The 22,447-nt window shown below is 69.2% G+C and carries 20 protein-coding genes and 1 tRNA gene; 6 read left to right on the top strand and 15 right to left on the bottom strand.

Features of this window, described 5'->3' with window-relative positions:
* Nucleotides 1-11: 11 nt before the first annotated feature.
* The 5 genes from SZ60_RS04220 (at nt 12) to SZ60_RS04240 (ending at nt 5,511) form a co-directional block, all read left to right on the top strand.
* Nucleotides 12-656 (top strand): alpha-ketoglutarate-dependent dioxygenase AlkB, encoded by a 645-nt coding sequence (locus tag SZ60_RS04220; protein ID WP_043593961.1) that lies wholly within the window; start codon nt 12-14, stop codon nt 654-656.
* An 87-nt stretch (nt 657-743) separates the two neighbouring features.
* Nucleotides 744-1,775 (top strand): LacI family DNA-binding transcriptional regulator, encoded by a 1,032-nt coding sequence (locus SZ60_RS04225; RefSeq protein ID WP_043593963.1) that lies wholly within the window; start codon nt 744-746, stop codon nt 1,773-1,775.
* Nucleotides 1,776-1,904: 129 nt separating this feature from the next.
* Nucleotides 1,905-3,263 (top strand): ABC transporter substrate-binding protein, encoded by a 1,359-nt coding sequence (locus tag SZ60_RS04230; protein ID WP_043593965.1) that lies wholly within the window; start codon nt 1,905-1,907, stop codon nt 3,261-3,263.
* 128 nt (nt 3,264-3,391) lie between these two features.
* Nucleotides 3,392-4,531, top strand: coding sequence for a carbohydrate ABC transporter permease (locus tag SZ60_RS04235; RefSeq protein WP_043593966.1), 1,140 nt, complete (start codon nt 3,392-3,394; stop codon nt 4,529-4,531).
* Complete coding sequence (locus SZ60_RS04240) at nt 4,528-5,511, top strand: carbohydrate ABC transporter permease (protein WP_043593968.1); 984 nt, start codon at nt 4,528-4,530, stop codon at nt 5,509-5,511. Before SZ60_RS04235 ends, SZ60_RS04240 begins: the two co-directional genes overlap by 4 nt.
* A 149-nt stretch (nt 5,512-5,660) precedes the next feature.
* Here the strand turns inward: SZ60_RS04240 and SZ60_RS04245 are convergent.
* A tRNA-Glu gene (locus tag SZ60_RS04245) sits at nt 5,661-5,736 on the bottom strand.
* 102 nt (nt 5,737-5,838) lie between these two features.
* Between SZ60_RS04245 and SZ60_RS04250 the strand changes: the two genes are divergently transcribed.
* Nucleotides 5,839-6,474 (top strand): MBL fold metallo-hydrolase, encoded by a 636-nt coding sequence (locus SZ60_RS04250; RefSeq protein ID WP_043593970.1) that lies wholly within the window; start codon nt 5,839-5,841, stop codon nt 6,472-6,474.
* Nucleotides 6,475-6,547: 73 nt separating this feature from the next.
* On the opposite strand, the gene serA is transcribed toward SZ60_RS04250, so the two are convergent.
* From serA to SZ60_RS04320, 14 genes are all read right to left on the bottom strand, one after another.
* A complete protein-coding gene (gene serA / locus SZ60_RS04255; protein WP_043593971.1) occupies nt 6,548-8,137 on the bottom strand; it encodes a phosphoglycerate dehydrogenase in 1,590 nt (529 codons plus the stop codon).
* 160 nt (nt 8,138-8,297) lie between these two features.
* Nucleotides 8,298-8,693: a hypothetical protein gene (locus SZ60_RS04260; RefSeq protein WP_043593972.1), complete on the bottom strand. Its 396-nt coding sequence runs from the start codon at nt 8,691-8,693 to the stop codon at nt 8,298-8,300.
* Complete coding sequence (locus SZ60_RS04265; protein ID WP_043593974.1) at nt 8,690-9,190, bottom strand: hypothetical protein; 501 nt, start codon at nt 9,188-9,190, stop codon at nt 8,690-8,692. The genes SZ60_RS04260 and SZ60_RS04265 overlap by 4 nt, the downstream gene beginning before the upstream one ends.
* Nucleotides 9,187-10,326 (bottom strand): mannitol-1-phosphate 5-dehydrogenase, encoded by a 1,140-nt coding sequence (locus SZ60_RS04270; RefSeq protein WP_043593976.1) that lies wholly within the window; start codon nt 10,324-10,326, stop codon nt 9,187-9,189. Before SZ60_RS04270 ends, SZ60_RS04265 begins: the two co-directional genes overlap by 4 nt.
* A gap of 101 nt (nt 10,327-10,427) precedes the next feature.
* A complete protein-coding gene (gene ilvC / locus SZ60_RS04275; RefSeq protein WP_043593978.1) occupies nt 10,428-11,453 on the bottom strand; it encodes a ketol-acid reductoisomerase in 1,026 nt (341 codons plus the stop codon).
* A gap of 72 nt (nt 11,454-11,525) precedes the next feature.
* Nucleotides 11,526-12,032: an acetolactate synthase small subunit gene (ilvN, locus tag SZ60_RS04280; protein WP_043593980.1), complete on the bottom strand. Its 507-nt coding sequence runs from the start codon at nt 12,030-12,032 to the stop codon at nt 11,526-11,528.
* Entirely contained in the window at nt 12,029-13,921 is a 1,893-nt protein-coding gene (locus SZ60_RS04285) for an acetolactate synthase large subunit (protein WP_082059859.1), read from the bottom strand. The genes ilvN and SZ60_RS04285 overlap by 4 nt, the downstream gene beginning before the upstream one ends.
* A gap of 106 nt (nt 13,922-14,027) precedes the next feature.
* Nucleotides 14,028-15,740 (bottom strand): dihydroxy-acid dehydratase, encoded by a 1,713-nt coding sequence (gene ilvD / locus SZ60_RS04290; RefSeq protein ID WP_043593981.1) that lies wholly within the window; start codon nt 15,738-15,740, stop codon nt 14,028-14,030.
* A gap of 53 nt (nt 15,741-15,793) precedes the next feature.
* Nucleotides 15,794-16,354 (bottom strand): monovalent cation/H(+) antiporter subunit G, encoded by a 561-nt coding sequence (gene mnhG, locus SZ60_RS16790; RefSeq protein ID WP_231567047.1) that lies wholly within the window; start codon nt 16,352-16,354, stop codon nt 15,794-15,796.
* Nucleotides 16,351-16,614, bottom strand: coding sequence for a monovalent cation/H+ antiporter complex subunit F (locus SZ60_RS04300; RefSeq protein ID WP_043593982.1), 264 nt, complete (start codon nt 16,612-16,614; stop codon nt 16,351-16,353). The genes mnhG and SZ60_RS04300 overlap by 4 nt, the downstream gene beginning before the upstream one ends.
* Complete coding sequence (locus SZ60_RS04305) at nt 16,611-17,231, bottom strand: Na+/H+ antiporter subunit E (RefSeq protein ID WP_043593984.1); 621 nt, start codon at nt 17,229-17,231, stop codon at nt 16,611-16,613. Before SZ60_RS04305 ends, SZ60_RS04300 begins: the two co-directional genes overlap by 4 nt.
* Nucleotides 17,228-18,865 (bottom strand): Na+/H+ antiporter subunit D, encoded by a 1,638-nt coding sequence (locus tag SZ60_RS04310; RefSeq protein WP_082059860.1) that lies wholly within the window; start codon nt 18,863-18,865, stop codon nt 17,228-17,230. The genes SZ60_RS04305 and SZ60_RS04310 overlap by 4 nt, the downstream gene beginning before the upstream one ends.
* Nucleotides 18,862-19,392: a Na(+)/H(+) antiporter subunit C gene (locus tag SZ60_RS04315; protein WP_043593985.1), complete on the bottom strand. Its 531-nt coding sequence runs from the start codon at nt 19,390-19,392 to the stop codon at nt 18,862-18,864. The genes SZ60_RS04310 and SZ60_RS04315 overlap by 4 nt, the downstream gene beginning before the upstream one ends.
* A complete protein-coding gene (locus tag SZ60_RS04320; RefSeq protein WP_082059861.1) occupies nt 19,389-22,391 on the bottom strand; it encodes a Na+/H+ antiporter subunit A in 3,003 nt (1,000 codons plus the stop codon). The genes SZ60_RS04315 and SZ60_RS04320 overlap by 4 nt, the downstream gene beginning before the upstream one ends.
* Nucleotides 22,392-22,447: the final 56 nt, after the last annotated feature.

The following is a 22,447-nucleotide window of genomic DNA, read 5'->3' on the forward strand; positions in this document are numbered from 1 at the left end:
AGGGTGTCGGGATGAGCCTCCCCTTCACCGCCTCTCTGCTCGACGGCCTGTCCGACGGCCCCGACCTCGCGCCGCTCGTCGGGCGCGTCGACCACCTCGACCTCGACGAGGGCGCCTGGCTGGACGTCGTCCCGGGCTGGGCGTCGAATTCCGACGCCCTGTTCGAGCGTCTCGTGACCGACGTGCCGTGGCGAGCCGACCGCCGCCAGATGTACGACCGGGTGGTCGAGGTGCCCCGGCTCGTCTCGTCCTACGACGTGGGCGACGCACTCCCGGACCCCGTGCTCGCCCAGGCTCGAGACGACCTCAACGCCTACTACGCGCACGAGCGCGGTGCCCCCGTCGAGCAGCGCTTCGACCGGGCGGGGCTGTGTTTCTACCGGACGGGCGACGACAGCATCGCCTGGCACGGTGACCACGTGGGGCGCACGATCGACCGCGACACGATGGTGGGCATCCTCTCGCTCGGGGCACCGCGCACGCTCGCGGTGCGGTCCCGCTCGACCGGCACGACCCGGCGGTTCCCGCTCGGCCACGGCGACCTCCTGGTGATGGGCGGAAGCTGCCAACGGACCCACGAGCACGCCATCGCCAAGACCAAGAAGGCCGTCGGTCCTCGCATCAGCGTGCAGTTCCGACCGGTGTGGCCCTCCTGACCCGCCTCTGACGGACCGGTCGGCCGCGCGGACCACCGGGCCGTCGCTCGTATGCTGTGCACACGATCGACGACGAGGTGGACGAGAATGCCGGCAACCCGTGACGACGTGGCGCGTCTGGCAGGCGTCTCGTCGAGCACCGTGTCGTACGCCATCAGCGGGCGACGGACCATCTCCGCCGCCACCCGCCGCCGGGTCGAAGCGGCGATGGCCGAGTTGAACTACACGCCCAACGCGTTCGCCCGGGGTCTCGCCGGCGCACGTGGCGGCATCCTCGCCCTGCACTACCCGTACGGACGCCGCGGCGTCACGTCGTCCGAGTTCGAGTACGTGGCGGCGGCCACCGACCGGGCGAGATGCCGGGGTTACCACCTGCTGCTGTGGTCGAACCCCATCGACGACGTCGAGGGACTCGGCAGCCTCGTGAGCGAGGGCCTGGTCGACGGCGTGATCCTGATGGAGCTCACGGCACGCGACGACCGCGTGGCCGTGCTGTCGCGGTCCCGTCTGCCGTTCACGAACATCGGGCGCCCCGACGACGTCGACGGGCTCTGGTTCGTCGACGCCGACTACGACTCGCTGGCCCGTCAGGCGGTCGACCACCTCGCCGACCTCGGCCACCGGCGCGTCTTCTTCCTCGGGCAGAGCATCCGGACCCCCGAGCGCGGGTCCGGTCCGCTCGACCGGACGTCGAGGGCGCTGGTCCGCCCCGTCGGCGAGAGGGGCCTGACGCTCGAGACGCATTCGGCCGACGACTCCGTCCCGGGGGGCCGCCGGGCCTTCGACGCCTTCGTCGCCTCGGCGGCCCGACCGACGGCGGTGCTCGCCTTCAACGAGATGGCGCTCGCCGGCTTCGTGCAGGCCGCGGCGACGGCCGGCCGGTCGATCCCGGACGATCTCACGGTCGTCGCGTTGAGCATCGGCGACCTCGCCGCCGAGATGACCTCACCCCCGCTCACCACCGTGAACCCGCCCGGCGCCGACATCGCCGCCGCCGCGGTCGACGATCTCGTCGACCGCATCGAGGGTCGACGCCACGACGCCCCCCACGTCCTCGTGGCACCACGGCTCGTCGTGCGGGGCACCTCGGCGCCTGCTCCCCCCGAGCGGACGACCTAGCAGATCCGGTTGCGCGCCTCCTGCGAGTATGTGACACTCATCGTCGACGCGCGTCGACGACGACGTGCGGCGGACGATCATCCCGACAGCACGGGCCGTCCGCTCTTGCGACTCAATGAGGAGACACCAATGCGAGCATCCCTGCACCGCCGCTTCACGGGCCCCCTGGCCATCCTGGCGGCGTCGAGCTTCCTGTTGGCCGGTTGCTCCGGCACGGCCGACCCCAACGACCCCAACGCCGGAGGCGCGGGTGCCGGCGACGTCGGAACCGCCGACGGCGTCGTCAACGTCTACGGCACGATCAACGGCGACGAGGCCACGCTCCTCGAGCAGTCCTGGGCCGACTGGGAGAAGGCCAACGACATCGAGATCAAGTACACGGGCGACAAAGAGTTCGAGAAGCAGATCGGCATCAAGGTCCAGGGTGGCGACACCCCCGACCTGGCGATCTTCCCCCAGCCCGGCCTGCTGGCCGACACGGTCGCGTCCGGCAAGGTGCAAGAACTGCCCGCCGATGCGCTGGCCAACGTCAAGGAGGGCTGGTCCGAGGACTGGCAGAAGTACGGTCAGGTCGACGGCAAGCAGTACGGCGCCCCCCTGATGGCCAGCGTCAAGGGCTACGTCTGGTACTCCCCCGCCAAGTTCGAGGAGTGGGGCGTCGAGGTCCCCAAGACCTACGACGAGCTCGTCGCCCTCTCGAAGACCATCCAGGAGAAGACCGGCGGCCCCTCGTGGTGCGCCGGCTTCAACTCGGGCGAGGCCTCGGGCTGGCCCGGCACCGACTGGGTCGAGGACCTCGTCCTGCGCGAGGCCGGCCCCGACGCCTACGACTCGTGGGTCGCGGGTGACACGAAGTTCACCGACCCCGAGATCAAGGCAGCGTTCGACTCGGTGGGCGACATCCTGCTCGACCCGAGCCTCGTGAACGCCGGCTACGGCGACGTCAAGTCGATCAACTCGACCGCCTTCGGCGACGTCGCGACGAACGTGGCGAACGGCAGCTGCGCCCTGACCCACCAGGCCTCGTTCTTCGAGGGCTTCCTGACGGCCGCGAACAACGCGAGCGGTCAGCCGGCGACGGTCGCCGAGGACGGCGACGTCTGGGCCTTCCTCACCCCGCCGATGAAGGAGGACGACCCGGCAGCCGTCACCGGTGGTGGTGAGTTCGTCGCCGCGTTCTCGAACGACGACGACACCGCCAAGGTGCAGGCGTACCTCGCCAGTGCCGACTGGGCCAACAGCCGCGTCTCCCTCGGTGGCGTCATCTCCGCGAACAAGGGCCTCGACCCCGAGAACGCCGGCAGCGACCTGCTCAAGGGCGCCGTCGAGATCCTCCAGGGCACCGACACCACCTTCCGCTTCGACGGTTCCGACCTGATGCCCAAGTCGGTCGGCTCCGACAGCTTCTGGAAGGGCATGGTCGACTGGATCGACGGCACCGACACCGACACGGTGCTCGACGAGATCCAGGCCGGCTACACCTCGTAACACCCGCGCCACAGGGGCCACCGCACGTCGGTGGCCCCTGACCCCGCGCCCGCTCGCCGCCCCGCTCGCCGCCCCGGGCGACGGCGTCCGGCCGCGTCCTGCTCGGACCCGAACGTGAAAGGACAGAGATGTCCAGTTTCTTCCAGTGGCTGGCGGGAATCCCGCCCCTGGCGCAGATCCCCCTGATCCTCGTCGCCTTCACCGCCCTCGTGGCCGTGGTGCTCGTCTTCGTCGAGTTCGCCCCCCGCCGAGGCCTGCAGTACACGATCATCCGACTGGCCGTCTGCGTGGTCGTCCCGGTCGTCGTGCTGCTGGCGTTCGGCCTCTACAACTCGGTCATCTGGGTCGCCGCCGTCGCCGCCGTCCTCGGCGGCGGTCTGTTCCTGCTCGACTACCGCTCGAAACGCGGAGCCGGGTACTCGCTGCAGCTGATCGCCTTCATGACCCCGGCCGTGTTCTTCCTCCTGATCGGGCTGATCTACCCGACCATCACGACCGCCGGCCAGGCCTTCATGAAGAACGACGGCTCCGGCTTCGCCGGTCTCGACAACTTCGTCTGGGTGTTCACGAGCCCCGACGGCCTCACCGCCTTCGGCAACACGCTCGTCTGGGTGCTGCTGGCACCGATCACGGCGACCGCGATCGGTCTGGCCTACGCCGTCTTCATTGACAAGAGCCGCGGCGAGAAGTTCCTCAAGTTGCTCGTGTTCATGCCGATGGCCATCTCGTTCGTGGGCGCCTCGATCATCTTCAAGTTCTTCTACGACATCCGCCAGGGCGAGCAGATCGGTCTGCTCAACGGTGTCCTCGTGGCCTTCGGTGGCCAGCCCGTGGACTGGCTGGGGCTCGAGCCGTGGAACACGCTCCTGCTCGTGATCGTGCTGATCTGGACGCAGGCCGGGTTCGCCATGACGGTGCTGTCGGCCGCCATCAAGGGCGTCCCCGCCGAGCAGCTCGAGGCGGCGTCACTCGACGGCACCAACGGGTTCCAGGCATTCCGGCACATCACCGTCCCCGGCATCCGCACGACCATCATCGTGGTGCTCACCACCATCTCGATCGCGTCCCTCAAGGTCTACGACATCGTCTCGGCCATGACCGGGGGCCGCAACGACACGACCATCCTCGCGTTCGAGATGGTCCGGCAGTTCCAGCTCGGCAGCCGCACGGGCTACAGCTCGGCACTGGCCGTCATCCTGTTCGTGCTGGTGCTGCCGATCGTGATCTACAACGCCCGTCAGATCCAGAAGCAGAGGGAGATCCGATGACTGCCACACCCACCCCCGTCGGGGTCGCCGTCGGCTCGGGCACCGAGAGACAGCTCAAGCGAGGAATCGCGAAGATCGAGACCTCGAGCGGCAAGCTGAAGAAGGGCACGACCAGCCGCGGCGCCACCATCGCCGCGCTGATCATCGCCGTGATCTGGACCCTGCCCACGGCCGGCCTCTTCATCTCGTCGTTCCGGCCCGCGAACGACATCAAGACCACCGGATGGTGGACCGTCTTCGCCAACCCGGGGTTCACGCTCGACAACTACGTGAACGCCCTGAACTCGGGTGACAGCCTCACGCTGGGCAAGGCGTTCCTGAACTCGCTGGTCATCACGCTGCCCGCCGCTCTGATCCCGATCACGATCGCGAGCCTCGCGGCGTACGCGTTCGCCTGGATCGACTTCAAGGGACGCAACACCATGTTCGTGCTGGTGTTCGCCCTGCAGATCGTCCCGATCCAGATGGCTCTCGTGCCGCTGCTTCGACTGTTCTCGGACGGCCTGCGCATCGGTGGCCTGTACATCCTGCCGGGGCTCGGCGTGAACGGCCTCGACGGTTCGTTCGCGAAGGTCTGGATCGCGCACACGATCTTCGCGCTGCCGCTGGCGATCTTCATGCTGCACAACTTCATCTCGGAGATCCCGGCCGAGGTGATCGAGGCCGCCCGCATGGACGGAGCCGGTCACGGACAGGTGTTCTTCCGCATCGTGCTGCCACTGTCGATGCCCGCGATCGCCTCGTTCGGCATCTTCCAGTTCTTGTGGGTCTGGAACGACCTGCTCGTGGCCACCGTCTTCACCTCCGGGCAGGGATTGCCGATCACGAAGGCCCTGCAGGACCTCTCGGGGTCGTACGGCCAGTCGTGGGAGCTGCTGACGGCCGGAGCGTTCATCTCGATCATCGTGCCGCTGATCGTGTTCTTCGCCCTGCAGCGGTTCTTCGTCCGCGGCCTGCTGGCAGGTGCCACGAAGGGCTGAGCCAGCAGGCACGGAACGAGACCGCCCGGCGCGAGCCCGGCGGTCTCGTTCTGTCTCGGGTCGTGCCGTTCCGCGCCGTGACGTCCCGTGCCGTCCCGGAAACGAGAAAACCGCCAGGCGAGAGCCTGACGGTTTCTTGTCGGTGCTGGTGGTGACCCCAACGGGATTCGAACCCGTGTTACCGCCGTGAGAGGGCGACGTACTAGGCCGCTATACGATGGGGCCGTATTTGCAACTCGTCGAGTATGCCACACCCCGCGAGCCCGTCACAAATCGAGGCACCGGCGCGTCGAGATCGAGCCACCCGACACGCGTACAGTCGCTCTCATGCGCCTCACGAAGCTCGAACATGCCTGCCTGATCCTCGAGAAGGACGGGCGCAAGCTCGTCGTCGACCCCGGGTCGTTCACGGCCCCCCTCGTCGACCTGCACGACGTCGACGCCGTCGTGGTCACCCACGAGCACGCCGACCACTGGACCCCCGACCAGCTGACCCACCTGCTCGCCACGAACCCCGACGCGACCGTCTACGGTCCGTCGGGCGTGGCCACGGCCGCCGAGGGCTTCGACGTGCACGTCGTCGCCGACGGCGACACCGTCGAGGTCGGCCCCTTCACGCTCGCGTTCCACGGCTCGCGCCACGCGGTCATCCACGAGAGCATCCCGGTCATCGACAACGTCGGCGTGCTCGTCGACGGCTCGCTGTTCTACCCGGGCGACCAGTTCACGGTGCCGCCGGTGCCGGTGGACGTCCTCGCGACCCCCGTCGGAGCACCGTGGCTCAAGGTGTCCGAGGTCATCGACTACGTCGCGGCGGTCAAGCCCCGACTGGCGTTCCCGACCCACGAGCAGACCCTCTCCGCGCCCGGACTCGCCATGCACTTCGACCGCATGAAGGCCTCCGCGCAATCGGTCGGTGGTGACGCGGTGAAGCTCGAGGCCCACGAGTCACTCGACCTGTAGGTCCCCCGACGACGAACCGCCCCTCTCCGGTCTGACCGGATGAGGGGCGGTTCGTCGTCGGGCGCCGTGACGACTACAGCGTGACGTCGATCTCGCGCAGCGTCTTCGCGTCGATGGCGACGCGCACCTTCTCGACCAGCTCGTCGGGGGCCGGGCTGTCGATGGTCAGGACGCTGAGGGCCTGACCGCCGGCACTCTGTCGGGCGATCTGCATGCCGGCGATGTTGATGCCGGCGTCGCCGAACTCGCGACCGTAGACCGCGACGATGCCGGGGCGGTCGGTGTACACCATGACGAGGTGGTGGGCCGCGATGGGGACCTCGACGTCGTAGCCGTTGATCTCGACGATCTTCTCGACCTGCTTCGTCCCGGTGAGGGTGCCCGAGACCGAGATCTGCGAACCGTCGCTGAGCGAGCCGCGCAGGGTGATGACGTTGCGGTACTCGTCGCTGGTCGGGTCGGTGAGCAGACGCACGGTGATCCCGCGCTGCTCGGCCAGCAACGGGGCGTTCACGTAGCTCACCGACTCGCTGACGATGTTCGTGAAGATGCCCTTGAGGGCCGCCAGCTTCAGCACGCTGACGTCGTACTCGACCAGGTCGCCGCGCACCTCGACGTCGACGCTCGTCAACGGGCTGTCGGCGAGGCCCGAGAACACCTGGCCGATCTTCTCCACCAGGGGGATGCCGGGACGCACGTAGGGGTCGATGACGCCACCGGCGACGTTGACCGCGTCGGGCACGAGCTCGCCGCCGAGCGCGAGCCGCACCGATCGGGCCACCGAGACGCCGGCTTTCTCTTGCGCCTCGTCCGTGGAGGCACCGAGGTGGGGGGTCACCACGACGTTCTCGAGACCCAGGAGCTTCTGGTCGACCGGGGGTTCCTTCACGAACACGTCGAGCCCGGCGCCGGCGATCTCGCCGGTGGTGAGGGCCTCGTACAGGCCGTCCTCGTCGATGAGGCCGCCGCGGGCGACGTTGACGACGAATGCCGACTTCTTCATGGCCTTCATCTGCTCGAGGCCGATCATGCCGGTGGTCTCGGGGGTCTTGGGCATGTGGATGGTCACGAAGTCGCTCGTGGCCAGCAGCTCGTCGAGCGACAGGAGCGTGACCCCGAGCTGCTGGGCGCGGGCCGGCGTGACGTAGGGGTCGTAGGCCACGACGTTCACGCCGAAGGCCTGCAGGCGCGCCGTGATCAGGGCGCCGATGCGCCCGAGGCCGACGATGCCGACCGTCTTCTCGTACAGCTCGACGCCGGTGTACTTCGACCGTTTCCACTGCCCCTGTGCCAGGGCGGAGTGCGCGGCCGGGATGTGGCGCGCAAGGCTCAGGATGTGGCCGACCGTGAGCTCGGCGGCCGAGATGATGTTCGACGTCGGAGCGTTGACGACCATGACCCCGGCCGTGGTGGCCGCCTTGATGTCGACGTTGTCGAGCCCGACACCGGCGCGCGCGACGACCTTGAGCGACGGAGCGGCGGCGATGGCCTCGGCGTCGACCTGCGTCGCCGATCGCACCAGGATCGCGTCGGCGTCGGCCAGGGCGGCCAGCAAGGCGGGGCGGTCGGTGCCGTCCACCGATCGCACGTCGAAGTCGGGCCCGAGGGCGTCGACGGTGGCGGGTGACAGTTCTTCTGCGATCAACACGACGGGCTTGGCCACGGGGCGGACGTCCTTCTCTGGGTGGTGTTCGGTGAGGAGCCGCGACGCGCCGTGGGCGCGGCTGGTGACGACTCTATCGACTCGCGCGGATCGTTACGCCCGGATGACGCTGGACCCGACGGGCGGCGTCGAGGACCCGACCCGCGCCTCCTCGGCTCGCTCAGACGGTCGTGACGTACGTCGTGAGGGTCAGCGAGACGGCAGCCACGAGACCGAGGGCCGCGAACAGCGCGAGCGTGAACTTCCACAGTTCGCGACGGCGACCCACCACGATCGCGGCCACGAACGCCAGGGGCGGCACGACGACCCCGACGATCAGCGGCACCCAAGGCGGCGACACCACGAGGCCGTCGAGGCCGTTCTCACGGTAGAAGTCGTTGTTCTGCGTGAAGACCTGCGGCACGAGAACGAGGTTGGAGATCGCCTCGAACAGGTCGAAGGCGAAGAAGACGGCGAAGACGATCGCCACCGCGAGGTAGAAGAAGAAGGAGGCGCGGCCCGGTTCGCTCGCGTCACCGGCCGTCACCGAGACGGCGTCGTGCTCGTGGTCGCTCATGCGGAGCCTCCGATCACGAGGGGCCAGGGGGCCACGAGAAGCGCCCCGAGGGCCATCCAGGCGAGACGGCGCCCGGTGCGGTCGACGGGGACGAGCACGATGACCGCCACGAACCACGCGATCGGAGCCGCCACGGCGAACAACTCGCCGAGGTTCCACATGAGCGACGAGATCGCGTCGGTGAACGGGTTGGTGAAGTCGCCCACGGCGACGATCCAGCCCGCGGCCCAGAGGAGGAACACGCCACCGAGCACGCCGTGCACGACCAGCGACGCCGAGCTCATCACGGCCGGGCCGTCGTCGACGTCGTCCGCGTCGCCCGACTCGTCGTCGAGGTCGACGCCGAGCTCGTCGTCGGTGGAGTCGAACCGCCTGCCGCGACGCGGACGACCCGTCGGCGTGGGCCCTTCGACGTGACTGCTGTCGGCCTCGTCGCCCCAGGTCAGGGCGTCGTCGGGGTCGCCACCGGCCGGCGCCTGCGGCTCGGCTGGCGTCATGCGGTGAGCTTGGACGAGACCGCCGCGAGCAACGCGGGGAACAGCGGGTGGTCGTCCTCGACGCCCGTCAGCGTGCGCGTGAGCTCGTCGGCCCCGAGGCCCGAGGTCAGCAGCGACTGCAGCTCGACGCTCTCGACGTCGTCGGGCACCGAGAAGTCGAGAGCGGCACGCACGGCGCGCACGAGGGCGTCGTAGGGCAGCCCGCGCTCGGCGGCCTGCGCCGCCGGTCCGACGAACCGCTCGTGGCGGCTGAGCTTGCGGAGCGGATTGCGGCCGACGCGTTCGGTGGTGTCGGGAAGATGCGGGTTGGCGATGCGGACCAGGTTCTTCTCGATGTAGGCCTGCTGCTCGTCGGCGTCGAGCTCGTGCTTTGCCACGAGCAGTCCCTTGGTCTCGGCGAGGACGCCGCGGACCTCGGCCATGACCTCGGCGTCGTCGAGGGCCTCGCGGATGCTCGCGAGCCCCTTGCGGAACCCGTGGTAGGCGGCCGCGGCGTGGGCGGTGTTGACCGTGAAGAGCTTGCGCTCGATGAAGGGCTCGAGGTCGGCGACCCAGGTGACGCCCTCGATGTCGGGGCGGTGCTCGCCGAACGGCGTGCTCTCGACGACCCACTCGAAGAACGACTCGATGGTGACGTCGAGCGTGCCACCGGCCTGCTCGGGTACGATGCGGTCGATGGCGCAGTTCGCGAAGACGGCGTTCTCGGCAGGGTCGTGCTCACGCACGGCGGCCGCGAGCGAGTCGGTCGCGTTGATGGCGTTCTCGCACGCGATGACGGAGAGCGGCGCCAAGTCGGCGGACCGCTGGGCCAGCCCCTTGGCGATGACCGGTGCCACGAACGGCAGGATGCGGGCGCCGACCGCGGTGGTCACGACGTCGGCGGTCGCGATCTCGGCGACGAGGGCCGCCTCGTCGGTGCGGCTGTTGATCGCTCGGTAGCCGTCGACCACCGTCGTGCGGCTGTCTTCACCGACCTCGTGGACCTCGAACGACGACTGCGACTGCAGCGCCCCGATCAGGTCGTCGTTCACGTCGGCGAAGACGACCTCGTAGCCGCTCGCGTGGAGGAACTGGGCGACGAAGCCGCGGCCGATGTTGCCGGCGCCGAAGTGCACTGCTTTCTTGCTCTGAGCCATGCCTTAGATCATGCCACGACGTCACCTGGCCGACGGACGGCGAGAGGGCCCCGCACCGGGTGGTGCGGGGCCCTCTCGGGTGGTTCCGGTGTCGCCTCGCGTCAGCGCGCAGCGCTGCCGTCGACGTAGTCGGAGTCCTGCTGCTTCCAGGCGAACAGGGCACGCAGCTCTTGGCCGGTGGCCTCGATCGGGTGCTCCTCGCCCTTCTTGCGGAGTTCCTTGAACTCGGGGGCGCCGGCGTCCTGGTCGTCGATGAAGCGCTTCGCGAAGGCACCCGACTGGATGTCGGCGAGGACGGCCTTCATGTTGTCCTTGACATCGGGGGTGATGACGCGGGGGCCCGAGACGTAGTCGCCGTACTCGGCCGTGTCGGAGACGCTCCAACGCTGCTTGGCCAGGCCGCCCTCCCAGATCAGGTCGACGATCAGCTTCAGCTCGTGGAGCACCTCGAAGTAGGCGATCTGCGGCTGGTAACCGGCCTCGGTCAGGGTCTCGAACCCGTACTGGATCAGCTGCGAGGTGCCGCCGCAGAGCACAGCCTGCTCGCCGAAGAGGTCGGTCTCGGTCTCTTCGGTGAAGGTCGTCTTGATGCCGCCGGCACGCAGGCCACCGATGCCCTTGGAGTACGACCAGGCGAGGTCCCAGGCCGAACCCGAGGCGTCCTTCTCGACGGCGACGATCACGGGGACGCCGCGGCCCGCCTCGAACTCGCGACGGACGGTGTGTCCGGGGCCCTTGGGGGCGACGAGGACGACGTCGACGCCCTCGGGCGCCTCGATGTAGCCGAAGCGGATGTTGAAGCCGTGTCCGAAGACCAGGGCCTTGCCGTCGGCGAGGTTGGGGGCGATGTCGTCGGCGTACACGTGGCGCTGCACCTGGTCGGGAGCGAGGATGACGATGACGTCGCCCCAGGCCGAGGCCTCCGCGGGCGTCTGCACGGTGAAGCCGGCCTCCTCGGCCTTGGCGCGGCTCTTCGAGCCCTCCTTCAGCCCGACGACGACCTCGACGCCGGAGTCGCGGAGGTTCAGCGCGTGGGCGTGGCCCTGCGAGCCGTAGCCGATGACGGCGACCTTCTTGCCCTGGATGATCGACAGGTCGGCGTCGTTGTCGTAGACGATTTCAGTCACGGTGTGGTTCTCCTTGGGTGGTGACGGTGGGGCGTGCGGGCGAGGAGGCGCGGTGCGCGACCCCTCGCGGGTTCAGTTCTTGAAGACGCGGTCGGTGATCGACTTCGCACCGCGGCCGATGGCCAGCAGGCCGGACTGCGAGATCTCCTTGATGCCGTAGGGCTCGAGCACCCGGAGCAGCGCGGTCGTCTTGCCCGTGTCGCCCGTGACCTCGATGACGAGGGCGTCGGTCGACACGTCCACGACCGAGGCGCGGAAGAGGGTGACGGCCTCGAGCACCTGTGAGCGGGTCGTGTTGTCGACGCGCACCTTGATCAACAGGTGCTCGCGCTGCACGGACTGCGAGTAGTCGAGCTCGACGATCTTGATCACGTTGATCAGCTTGTTCAGCTGCTTGGTGACCTGTTCGAGCGGCAGTTCTTCGACGTCGACGACGACCGTGATGCGGCTCAGGCCCTCGACCTCGCTCTTGCCGACGGCGAGGCTCTCGATGTTGAACCCGCGGCGGGCGAAGAGCCCGGCCACCCGGGTCAGCAGACCCGGCTTGTCTTCGACGAGCAGGGACAGGACGTGGCTCATGCGTGTTCTCCGGTCATGTCGCCGTCACGGGTGGTGTCGGAGGCGCTCGTGCCGGGCGCCTCGTCGTCCCACTCGGGAGCGAGGGCACGGGCGTGCTGGATCTCGGAGTTCGAGACCCCTTGCGGCACCATCGGCCAGACCATCGCGTCGCGGCTGACGACGAAGTCGATGACGACCGGTCGGTCGTTCGTCGCGAGGGCGAGCTCGATGGCCGCGTCGACCTCGTCCTCGGTGCGGACCCGGATGCCGAGGGCGCCGTAGGCGTCGGCGAGCTTGACGAAGTCCGGCACCATCCGCGTCTCGTGACCGGTGTTGAGGTCGGTGAACGAGTGGCGCCCCTCGTAGAAGAGCGTCTGCCACTGCCGCACCATGCCGAGCGACGAGTTGTTGATGATCGCGACCTTGATCGGGATGTCGTTGATGACGCAGGTCGCCAGCTCTTGGTTGGTCATCTGGAAGCAACCGTCGCCGTCGATCGCCCACACCACCCGGTCGGGCTGGGCGACCTTGGCCCCCATGGCGGCCGGGACCGAATAGCCCATGGTGCCCGCGCCTCCCGAGTTGAGCCAGGCGTGCGGTCGCTCGTACTCGATGAACTGGGCCGCCCACATCTGGTGCTGGCCGACGCCGGAGGCGTAGATCGCCTCGGGGCCGGAGAGCTGACCGATGCGCTGGATGATGGCCTGCGGCGAGAGCAGGCCGTCGTCGGGCTGGGTGTAGCCGAGCGGGAACTGCTCGCGCAGCCCGTCGAGGTGCTCCCACCAGGCGGCGATGTCGGGCTTGACGCCGCCCGTGACCTCGGCGAAGGCGCTCGTGAGGTCGGGGATGACGATCTTGGCGTCACCCACGATCGGGACGTCGGCGATGCGGATCTTCGAGATCTCGGCCGGGTCGATGTCGACGTGCACGACCTTGGCATCGGGCGCGAACAGTTCGGCCTTGCCCGTCACCCGGTCGTCGAACCGCGCGCCGAGGGCGATGATGAGGTCGCTCTCTTGCAGGCCGAGCACGGCCGGGACGGTGCCGTGCATGCCGGGCATGCCGAGGTGCTGCGGGTGGGTGTCGGGGAACGCGCCGCGGGCCATCAGCGTGGTGACGACGGGAGCCCCGGTCAACTCGACGAGGGCTCTGAGCTCGGCCGATGCCTCGGCGCGGATCACGCCGCCGCCGACGTAGAAGACCGGCTTCTTCGCATCGGCGATCATCTGGGCCGCAGCGGTGATCTGCTTGCCGTGTGCCCTCGTGACCGGCCGGTAGCCCGGCAGGTCGACGACGGGCGGCCAGATGAAGGGGGCGCTGTTCTGCTGCGCGTCCTTCGTGATGTCGACGAGCACGGGGCCGGGACGGCCCGTACTCGCGATCTGGTACGCCGCGGCGAGCGTCGCCGGGATGTCCTCGGGCTTGGTCACCAAGAACGAGTGCTTCGTGATCGGCATCGTGATGCCGACGATGTCGGCCTCCTGGAAGGCATCCGTACCCATGAGGGTCGAGAAGACCTGCCCGGTGATGGCCAGCAGCGGCATGCTGTCCATGTAGGCGTCCGCGATGGCCGTGACGAGGTTGGTCGCACCGGGGCCGGACGTCGCGATCGCGACGCCGACGCGGCCGGACGCGGCGGCGTAGCCCTCGGCGGCGTGGCCGGCACCCTGCTCGTGGCGGACCAGGATGTGCCGGATCGCGGTCGAGGCCATCAACTCGTCGTAGAAGGGGATGATGGCGCCGCCGGGCAACCCGAAGACGTCGGTCACGCCGAGGTGCTCGAGCGACTTGAGGATGGCACCCGATCCGGTCAGAACGGGAGGCGCGGGGGGCGCCCCGACGGACGCGCCGGCGCTCGGCCGGGCCGTCCGTGTCGCGGTGCCGGGCGTGGGGGTGGACTCTGCAGGCATCAGTGCCGGTTCCCTGTTCGTGGTCGGTGATCGATGGTGACGGTACGGGACGCCGCCGTGCACGTGGGTGCGACGACAGGTCGGCTCGGCCCGAGGGCGGGAGGCGTCAGTAGGTGACGGCGCCCTCGGCCGCGGAACGGACCTGGCGTGCGTACTTCGCGAGGACACCGCGGGTGTAGCGCGGAGGAAGCGGTGCCCAGCCGTCTCGGCGGGCGTCCAGCTCTGCGGCGTCGACGAGTAGGTCGATCGAGCGAGCGGCGATGTCGACCCGAATCAAGTCACCATCGCGCACGAAGGCGATCGGACCGGAGTCGACCGCTTCGGGTGCTATGTGGCCGATGCACAGGCCGGTTGTGCCGCCTGAGAATCGTCCGTCCGTCAAGAGTAGTACATCTTTGCCGAGCCCAGCGCCCTTGATGGCTGCGGTGATGGCGAGCATCTCGCGCATGCCTGGGCCGCCCTTGGGGCCCTCGTAGCGGATCACGACCACGTCGCCGGCCTCGATGCGCCCCTCGGTGAGTGCGTCCATCGCGCCACGCTCGCGTTCGAAGACCTTCGCAGGCCCCTCGAAGACCGAGGCGTCGAAGCCGGCCGTCTTGACGACGGCGCCCTCGGGAGCCATCGAGCCGCTGAGGACCGTGAGACCGCCGGTCGCGTGGATCGGGTTGTCGAGCGTCCGCAGCACCTTGCCGTCGAGCGGCTTCGGCTTGATCGACTCGAGGTTCTCGGCCACGGTCTTGCCCGTGACGGTCAGGCAGTCACCGTGCAGCAGGCCCGCGTCGAGCAAGGCCTTCATGACGACGGGCACGCCGCCCATGCGGTCGACGTCGTTCATGACGTACTTGCCGAAGGGCTTCAGGTCGCCGATGTGCGGCACCTTGTCACCGATGCGGTTGAAGTCGTCGATGGTGAGGTCGACCTCGGCCTCGTACGCGATGGCGAGCAGGTGCAACACGACGTTGGTCGAGCCGCCGAAGGCCATCGCCACGGCGATGGCGTTCTCGAAAGCCTTCTTCGTGAGGATGTCGCGCGTCGTGATGCCCAGGCGGAGCATCTCGACGACGGCCTCGCCCGAACGGTGGGCGAAGTAGTCGCGGCGGCGGTCGGCCGACGGCGGGGCCGCGGAACCGGGGAGGCTCATGCCGAGGGCCTCGGCGACGCTGGCCATGGTGTTGGCGGTGTACATGCCGCCGCAGGCACCCTCGCCCGGAACGATGGCGCACTCGATCGCCTTGAGGTCGTCGTCGCTCATGTTGCCGGCCTTGTAGGCACCGACCGCCTCGAACGAGTCGATGATCGTGACGTTCTTCTCGGTGCCGTCGCTGAGCTTGACCCAGCCGGGGGCGACACTGCCGGCGTAGAGGAAGACGCTGGCGAGGTCGAGGCGGGCCGCGGCCATGAGCATGCCCGGCAGCGACTTGTCGCAGCCGGCGAGCAACACCGACCCGTCGAGACGTTCGGCGTTCATGACGACCTCGACGCTGTCGGCGATCACCTCGCGCGAGACGAGCGAGAAGTGCATGCCCTCGTGGCCCATCGAGATGCCGTCCGACACCGAGACCGTGCCGAACTGCAGCGGGTAACCACCGCCGGCGTGGACGCCCTCTTTGGCGCCCTGGGCCAGTCGGTCGAGCGACAGGTTGCAGGGGGTGATCTCGTTCCAGCTGCTGGCGATGCCGATCTGGGGCTTGCTCCAGTCTTCGTCGCCCATGCCGACGGCACGGAGCATGCCTCGCGACGTGGTGGCCTCGACGCCGTCGGTGACGACGCGGCTGCGGGGTTTGATGTCGATCCCGTCCGGGGTGGGCTTCTCTGGCATGGGTCGAGTTTAGGCCGTGACCGGGCCCGTGCCGTCCATCGTGGCCGGAGGCCTCAGAGCTCGCCCGGCTCCCCCGCCGCGGCGTCGCGTGAGCGGGTGCGCCGGCCCTCGTGGTCGCGGGCCTCGTCGTCGCCCTCACTGTCGTCGAGCCCGGAGGAGTCACCCACCCGGTCCATCTCGACGGCGAGGGCGTCGGCCGACCCGACGGGCAGGTCGGACACGTCGAGATCGGCGACGTCGCCCTCGGTGGTCTCGGCGATCTCGCCGGCGGCCCGGGCCACGGCGTCGTCGAGTTCGTCGACGACCAACTGGTCCCGCAACAGGTCGCCGTTGCGGTACCCCGCCCGCCCGATCATGTGCGCCGAGATGGGGGCGGTGAGCATCTGGAAGACGAGGACGACGAGCAGGGACGCGATCGTGCCGACGGTGTGCTGATCGAGCGCGATCGCCGCCAGCACGAGGATGAGGCCGAATATCTGTGGCTTGGTCGCGGCGTGCATGCGCGACAGGGCGTCGGGGAACCGCAGGAGCCCGATGCCTGCCGCGACCGACAGCAGCGCCCCACCGATCAGCATGACGGAGGCGGCGACCTCGTAGACCATCTCGGGGATCACGACGGGTCCTGCTTCGAGACGTACCGCGCGACCGTGATCGAACCGAGCACTGCCGTCAGCGCCAGGCCGAGGATGACCGGGATGGTCCGCGTGTGGCCGTTGAACACCATGTCGGCGGCGAGGACGCAGATCAGGGTGGTCAGCAGCATGTCGGACGCGATCATGCGGTCGAGGATCGACGGCCCCCGCACGATGCGGATGACCGACGCGAGTCCGGCGAACGCGAACAGCGCACCGACGACGTAGGCGACGACGGTCACGAGGGACCTCCTTCGTGGGACGAGGACGGGCTGATCGGTTCGTGGACCTCGGCGGCGGCCGGGGTGCCGTCGGCGATGCGACGACGGTCGTCGTCGCTGCCGAGCACCCGGACGAGGCGGGCCTCGACGACCAGGACGCCGTCACGGACGTCCTCGACGCCGGCGACGTCCTCGACGGCGAGGGCGTGCAGGTAGAGGATCGACCGTTCGCGGTCGGCCTCGACCACGAGCGACCCGGGAACGAGCGAGATCGCCTCGGCGACCAGGGTCATGATGAAGTCCGACCTCGTGTGCAGCTGGACGGCGACGATGGCGTTCGAGGTCACCCCACGAGGACGCACGGCCTGCCAGGCGACGATGACGGAGGCGCGCACCAGGTCGACCACGAAGTGCGCCAGGAAGACCACGGCGTACCAGAGGTTGAACCGGCCGCTCAGTTCGACCGGCGGCAGGAAGAACACCCGGGTCACGAGCAGAGCCACGGCCACGCCGGTGACGAAGGCCAGGACGGTGAACTGGTTCCACAAGGCCATCCAGAGGACGACCAGCCCGACGAGCAGGGGAAGCTGACGGGCGAGGCTGCGGCCGACCTCGCCGCGCGTGGGACGACCGGTCACGGGGTGCTCCCCTCGTCGGCGGAGTCCGAGGCCGGTTCGGGCTCGGGCGACGACGGGTCGGACGTCGTCTCGCCCCGGCCGCCCGGGAAGACCGTCTGCACGTAGTCGTTCGACCCGTACACCCGACCGGCCGCCCGTTCGGCGACGCCGTAGAGCGGGCCGGCGGCGAAGGTGAGGGCGAGCGAGACGAGCACCATGCCGGCGGTCGCGCCCACCATGGTGCGGGGGTTGGTGCGACGCTGTTGGACGGCCACCCGCCCCGGGGCCTCCTCGAGATGCTCGGTGAAGGGCGACTCGTGGTCGTCGACGTCGGCCTTGGGACGCCAGAACGCGAGGTTCCAGGCACGCATGAGGGCGTAGAGCGTGAGGAGGGACGTGAGCGCCCCGGCTCCGATGAGGACGTACACGAGCGGATCGTCGAGCCGGGCGCCGGCCTCGAAGAGCGCCACCTTGCCGATGAAACCCGAGAACGGCGGGATGCCGCCGAGGTTGAGCGCCGGGATGAAGAAGAGGACGGCCACGATCGGCGCCGCCTTGAGCAGACCACCCAGCCGGGTGATCGACGCCGTGCCGCCTCGCCGTTCGATCAATCCCGCACCGAGGAAGAGCGTGGTCTGCACCGTGATGTGGTGCACGACGTAGTAGATGGTCGCTGCCAGACCCTCGACGGTGCCGAGGGCGATCCCGAAGATCATGTAGCCGATGTGGCTGACCAGCGTGAACGAGAGCAGACGCTTGATGTCGGCCTGGGCCACCGCTCCGAGGATGCCCACGATCATCGTCAGCAAGGCGATGATCAACAGGTAGACGTTGACGTTGCTCTCGACGAACAACACCGTCTCGGTGCGGATGATGGCGTACACGCCCACCTTCGTCAGCAACCCGGCGAACACGGCGGTCACGGGGGCCGGAGCGGTCGGGTACGAGTCCGGCAGCCAGAACGACAGCGGGAAGATGGCGGCCTTGATGCCGAACGCCGTCAGCAGCATGACGTGGATGATCGTCTGCACGTCGGGCGGGATGGTGTCCATCTTCTGGGCGATGTCGGCGATGTTGACCGTGCCGAGCGCGCCGTAGATCATCGCGATGGACGCGAGGAACAGCACGGACGAGACCAGGCTGACGACGATGTAGACCACGCCGGCCCGGATGCGCTGCTCGGTGCCGCCGAGGGTGATCAGCACGTAGCTGGCCACCAGGAGGATCTCGAAGCCCACGTAGAGGTTGAAGAGGTCACCCGCGATGAAGGCGTTGAAGACGCCCGTGGCGAGGATGAGGTAGGTCGGGTTGTAGATCGAGACCGGGGCCTCGCCGTCACCGTCGGCCTGGCCCTGCCCGACCGAGAACACGAACACCGCCAGCAGGACGATCGACGAGATGCTGAGCATGAGCGAGGCGAGACGGTCGACGACGAGCGTGATGCCGAACGGCGCCTGCCAACCGCCCACCTGCACGGCGATCGCTCCTTGCGTGTCCACGACGACGAGCAGCACGAGGCTGATCACGACGACGAGGGCCAGGGCGACGATCGAGACGACGGCCTGCAGCCGGGGCCGCCGACCCGCGATCAGTGCCGCCGCCGCACCGAGCAGCGGGATCAGGACGACGAGCGGCACGAGGTAGCTGGTGGTCATGCTCGGTGCCCTTTCTCGTCGTGGTGGGGCCGGTCGCCGTGGGGCAGACGGTCGTCGCTCGCCCGCCGATCGTCGGCCGGGACGGCCGCTTCGGCCCGGCTGCCGAACTCGCTGTCACCACCGGCCTCGTCGTCGCCGTCGCCCTGCTCGGACTCTTCTTCGGCCGGGACGCCTCGACGTCCGATCTCGAGGTCTTCGGCATCGTCCGCGAGGGTGTCGCCCTGGGCGAGTCGCCACGACCGGTAGATCAGCGCGAGCATGAAGGCCGAGATGCCGAAGGTGATGACGATGGCCGTCAGCACGAAGGCCTGCGGCAGCGGGTCGGCGAAGTCGGCCGGATCGGCCTGTCCGTCGACCACGGGAGCCGCGCCGCGTCGCCCGGACATGAGCAGGATGAGGATGTTCGTGGCGTTGCCGACGAGCAGGAAGCCCAGCAGCACCCGGGTCATGCTGCGCTCGAGCAGCAGGTAGACGCCGCAGGCGTAGAGCGCGGCCATGACGACGATCAGGACGAGGGAGACGCTCATGCGCGCCCCCGCTCGGTCGGGGACGTACCGGCGACGGACACGGGGAGCGGCTCCTCTTCGGGTTCGGACACCTCGCTCGGGTGGCCGAACGCGTCCTCTTCTTCTTGACGGTCGACCTCGGCTCCGAGACTGCGGAGCACGTCGAGGACCAGTCCGACGACCACGAGGTAGACGCCGACGTCGAAGAACGTCGACGTGACGAACTCGACGTGGCCGAGCAGCGGCACCTCGGCCTCGAACCAGGTCGACGTGAGGGCGTCGACGCCGAAGAAGAGCGGGACGAGTGCCGTCGCGGCGACCGTGAGCAGACCGGCGCCCAAGAGCTTGCCGGCGTCGAGGGGTGCGGCCGCGCCGAGTTCGTACCGCCCGCCGGCGAGGTACCGCGCCACGAAGGCGAAGCCCGCGACCAGACCGCCGGCGAAGCCGCCGCCGGGCAGGTTGTGACCGGCGAAGAGGAGGTAGATCGAGACGACGATGATGGCGTGGAAGATCAGCCGGACGACGACCTCGAGCAGGATGGACCGGTTCTGCGGAGCGAGTTTGCGCCCGGCCAACAGCCAGGCGCGCCGGTCGCCCTCGGTGCTGTCGCCGATCTGTGCCGTCGCCCCGCCGGCGGGCACGACCGGGGCCGGCTCGCGCACGGGTCGCACCCGTGCCAGGAAGCGCTGCGCGCGCGTGCGTCGCTCGGGCCGGGGCAGGACGTCGGCGCGGGACGTCAGGAAGACGAGGCTCGCCACGCCCGTGGCAGCGACGATGAGGACGGCGATCTCGCCCATGGTGTCCCACCCGCGGATGTCGACGAGCGTCACGTTGACGACGTTTCGGCCGTGGCCACCGTCGACGGCGAGATCGGGGAAGGCGCCGGAGATGGTGGGGATCGAACGCGCCCCGAGGGCGACGACGGCGATGGCGGCCATGACGGAGCCGACCGAGACGCCGATGACGGCCCGGATCGCGCGGTGGGTGCGCCCGTTCCGCTCGCCCAGGCGGGCCGGCAGCCGACGCAGCACGAGGACGAACGCGATGAGGGTGATGGTCTCGATCAGGGCTTGCGTCAAGGCCAGGTCGGGGGCCCCGTGCAGGGCGAAGAGCGCGGCCATGCCGTAGCCGGTCACGCCGACGAGGACCACGGCCTGGAACCTCTTGTTCGACAGCGCCGAGGCGATGGCGCCGATGATCATCAACCCGCCGATGGCGAGCTGCGCGGGGTAGTCCCAGAGCACGGCGGTGGTCGGCCAGTCGCTGTTGAGCGCCAGCGTCACCGCCGACGAGGCGATGAACACGACGAGGATGGTCGCGAGATAGAACGGCAGCGAGCCGCGCTGCGTCGTCGCGGTCGTCCGTGACGCCGTGCGGTCGATGGTCGCCATGATGCGCACGTACCCGTCGGAGGCGCGGGGCAGGAACGAGACGGCCTTCTGCACCTGCGACACCCGGTCACGCTGCCAGAACAGCAGGCCGCCGACGACGAGCGAGATCGCGGTGAAACCGAGCGCGGGCTCGACTCCGTGCCACAGCGCCAGGTAGTACGGCTCGTGCTCGCCCGGTGAGGCGGGGAGCGTGTCGGCGTAGCGCGCGAACACCGGGCCGACCTGGTACGAGACCAGACCGAGGACCACACCGGCGACGGCCAGGACGATCGGCGACGCGAGGAAGTCCACGTGCTCGCGGACGAAGTCGACCGGTTCGACGCCCTTCTTGCGCCCGAAGGCCCCCCAGAGGAAACGCAGGCTGTACGCGGTGGTCAGGATCGACCCGACGACCACACCCACCAGCGCGATCACGCCCCAGGCCGAGCCGGTCACGGCGTCGTCGTAGAGTGCCGTCAAGACGGCCTCCTTCGCGACGAAGCCGAAGGTGGGCGGCACGCCGGCCATGGACGCGAGGGCGAGAATGGTCACCACGAGGAGGACGGGCGCCTGGCGACCCAGCCCGCACAGTTTGCGGAGGTCTCGCGTGCCCGCCCGGTGGTCGATGACCCCCACCACGAGGAAGAGCGTCGACTTGAACAGGGCATGGGCGACCAGCAGGGCGAGCCCGGCGAGGGCCGCGTCGCGGGTGCCGAAACCGACCACGATCGTCAGGAAGCCCAGCTGGCTCACCGTGCCGTAGGCCAGGACGAGTTTCAGGTCGTGCTGGCGGAGGGCGCGGTAGCCGCCCAGGACCATCGTGACGACCCCGACGGTCACGATGATCTCTTGCCAGCCGGGCTGGTCGTGGTAGCCGGGCGCGAGCCGGGCGACGAGGTAGATGCCCGCCTTGACCATCGCCGCGGCGTGGAGGTAAGCACTGACCGGCGTCGGTGCGGCCATGGCGGCCGGCAGCCAGAAGTGGAACGGCACCAGTGCCGACTTCGAGAGGGCCCCGACGAGCACGAGCACGACGGCCACCGTGACCACCGTGCCGGTGGGCGGCTGCTCGACGAGCTGCGACAGCGAACTGGTGCCGCCCTGGACGGCGAGGATCACGAGGCCGACGAGCATCGCCAGCCCGCCCGCGGTCGTGACGATGAGGGCCTGCAACGCGGCACCGCGGCTCGCCTGCTTCGCCGTGTAGTGCCCGATGAGCAGGTACGAGAAGACGCTCGTGGCCTCCCAGAAAACGAACAGGACGAAGACGTCGTCGCTCGTCACGAGGCCGTACATGGCCCCCGCGAAGGCCACGAGCACGGCCGCGAACCGAGCTCGACCGGCCTCGTCGCGCTCGAAGTACCGGGCGCAGTAGACGAGCACGAGGCCGCCGACGCCGGTCACGACCAGCGCGAGCACCCAGGCGAGCACGTCCATGCGCAGCGTGAGCGAGATGGCGAGTTGCGGGATCCAGGGCACGGCCTCGGTGGGAACCTCACCCGACAGCACCGCGGGCCCCTGGAACGCCGTGAAGACGAAGGCGACGAAGGGCACGACGGACGCCCAGAGGAAGAGCGATCGACCGAGTCGCCCTCCGACGCAGGCCACGACGACGGCCGCCACGGCGAACGTTGTCAGGACTACGATCACGGCGACCTCCGTCGGCTGGCGACCTCGTCGAACCGGCTCGGCTGAGCGGCGGCGGG

The sequence above is a fragment of the Frigoribacterium sp. MEB024 genome, from assembly GCF_000878135.1.
In the GTDB taxonomy this organism is placed as follows: domain Bacteria; phylum Actinomycetota; class Actinomycetes; order Actinomycetales; family Microbacteriaceae; genus Frigoribacterium.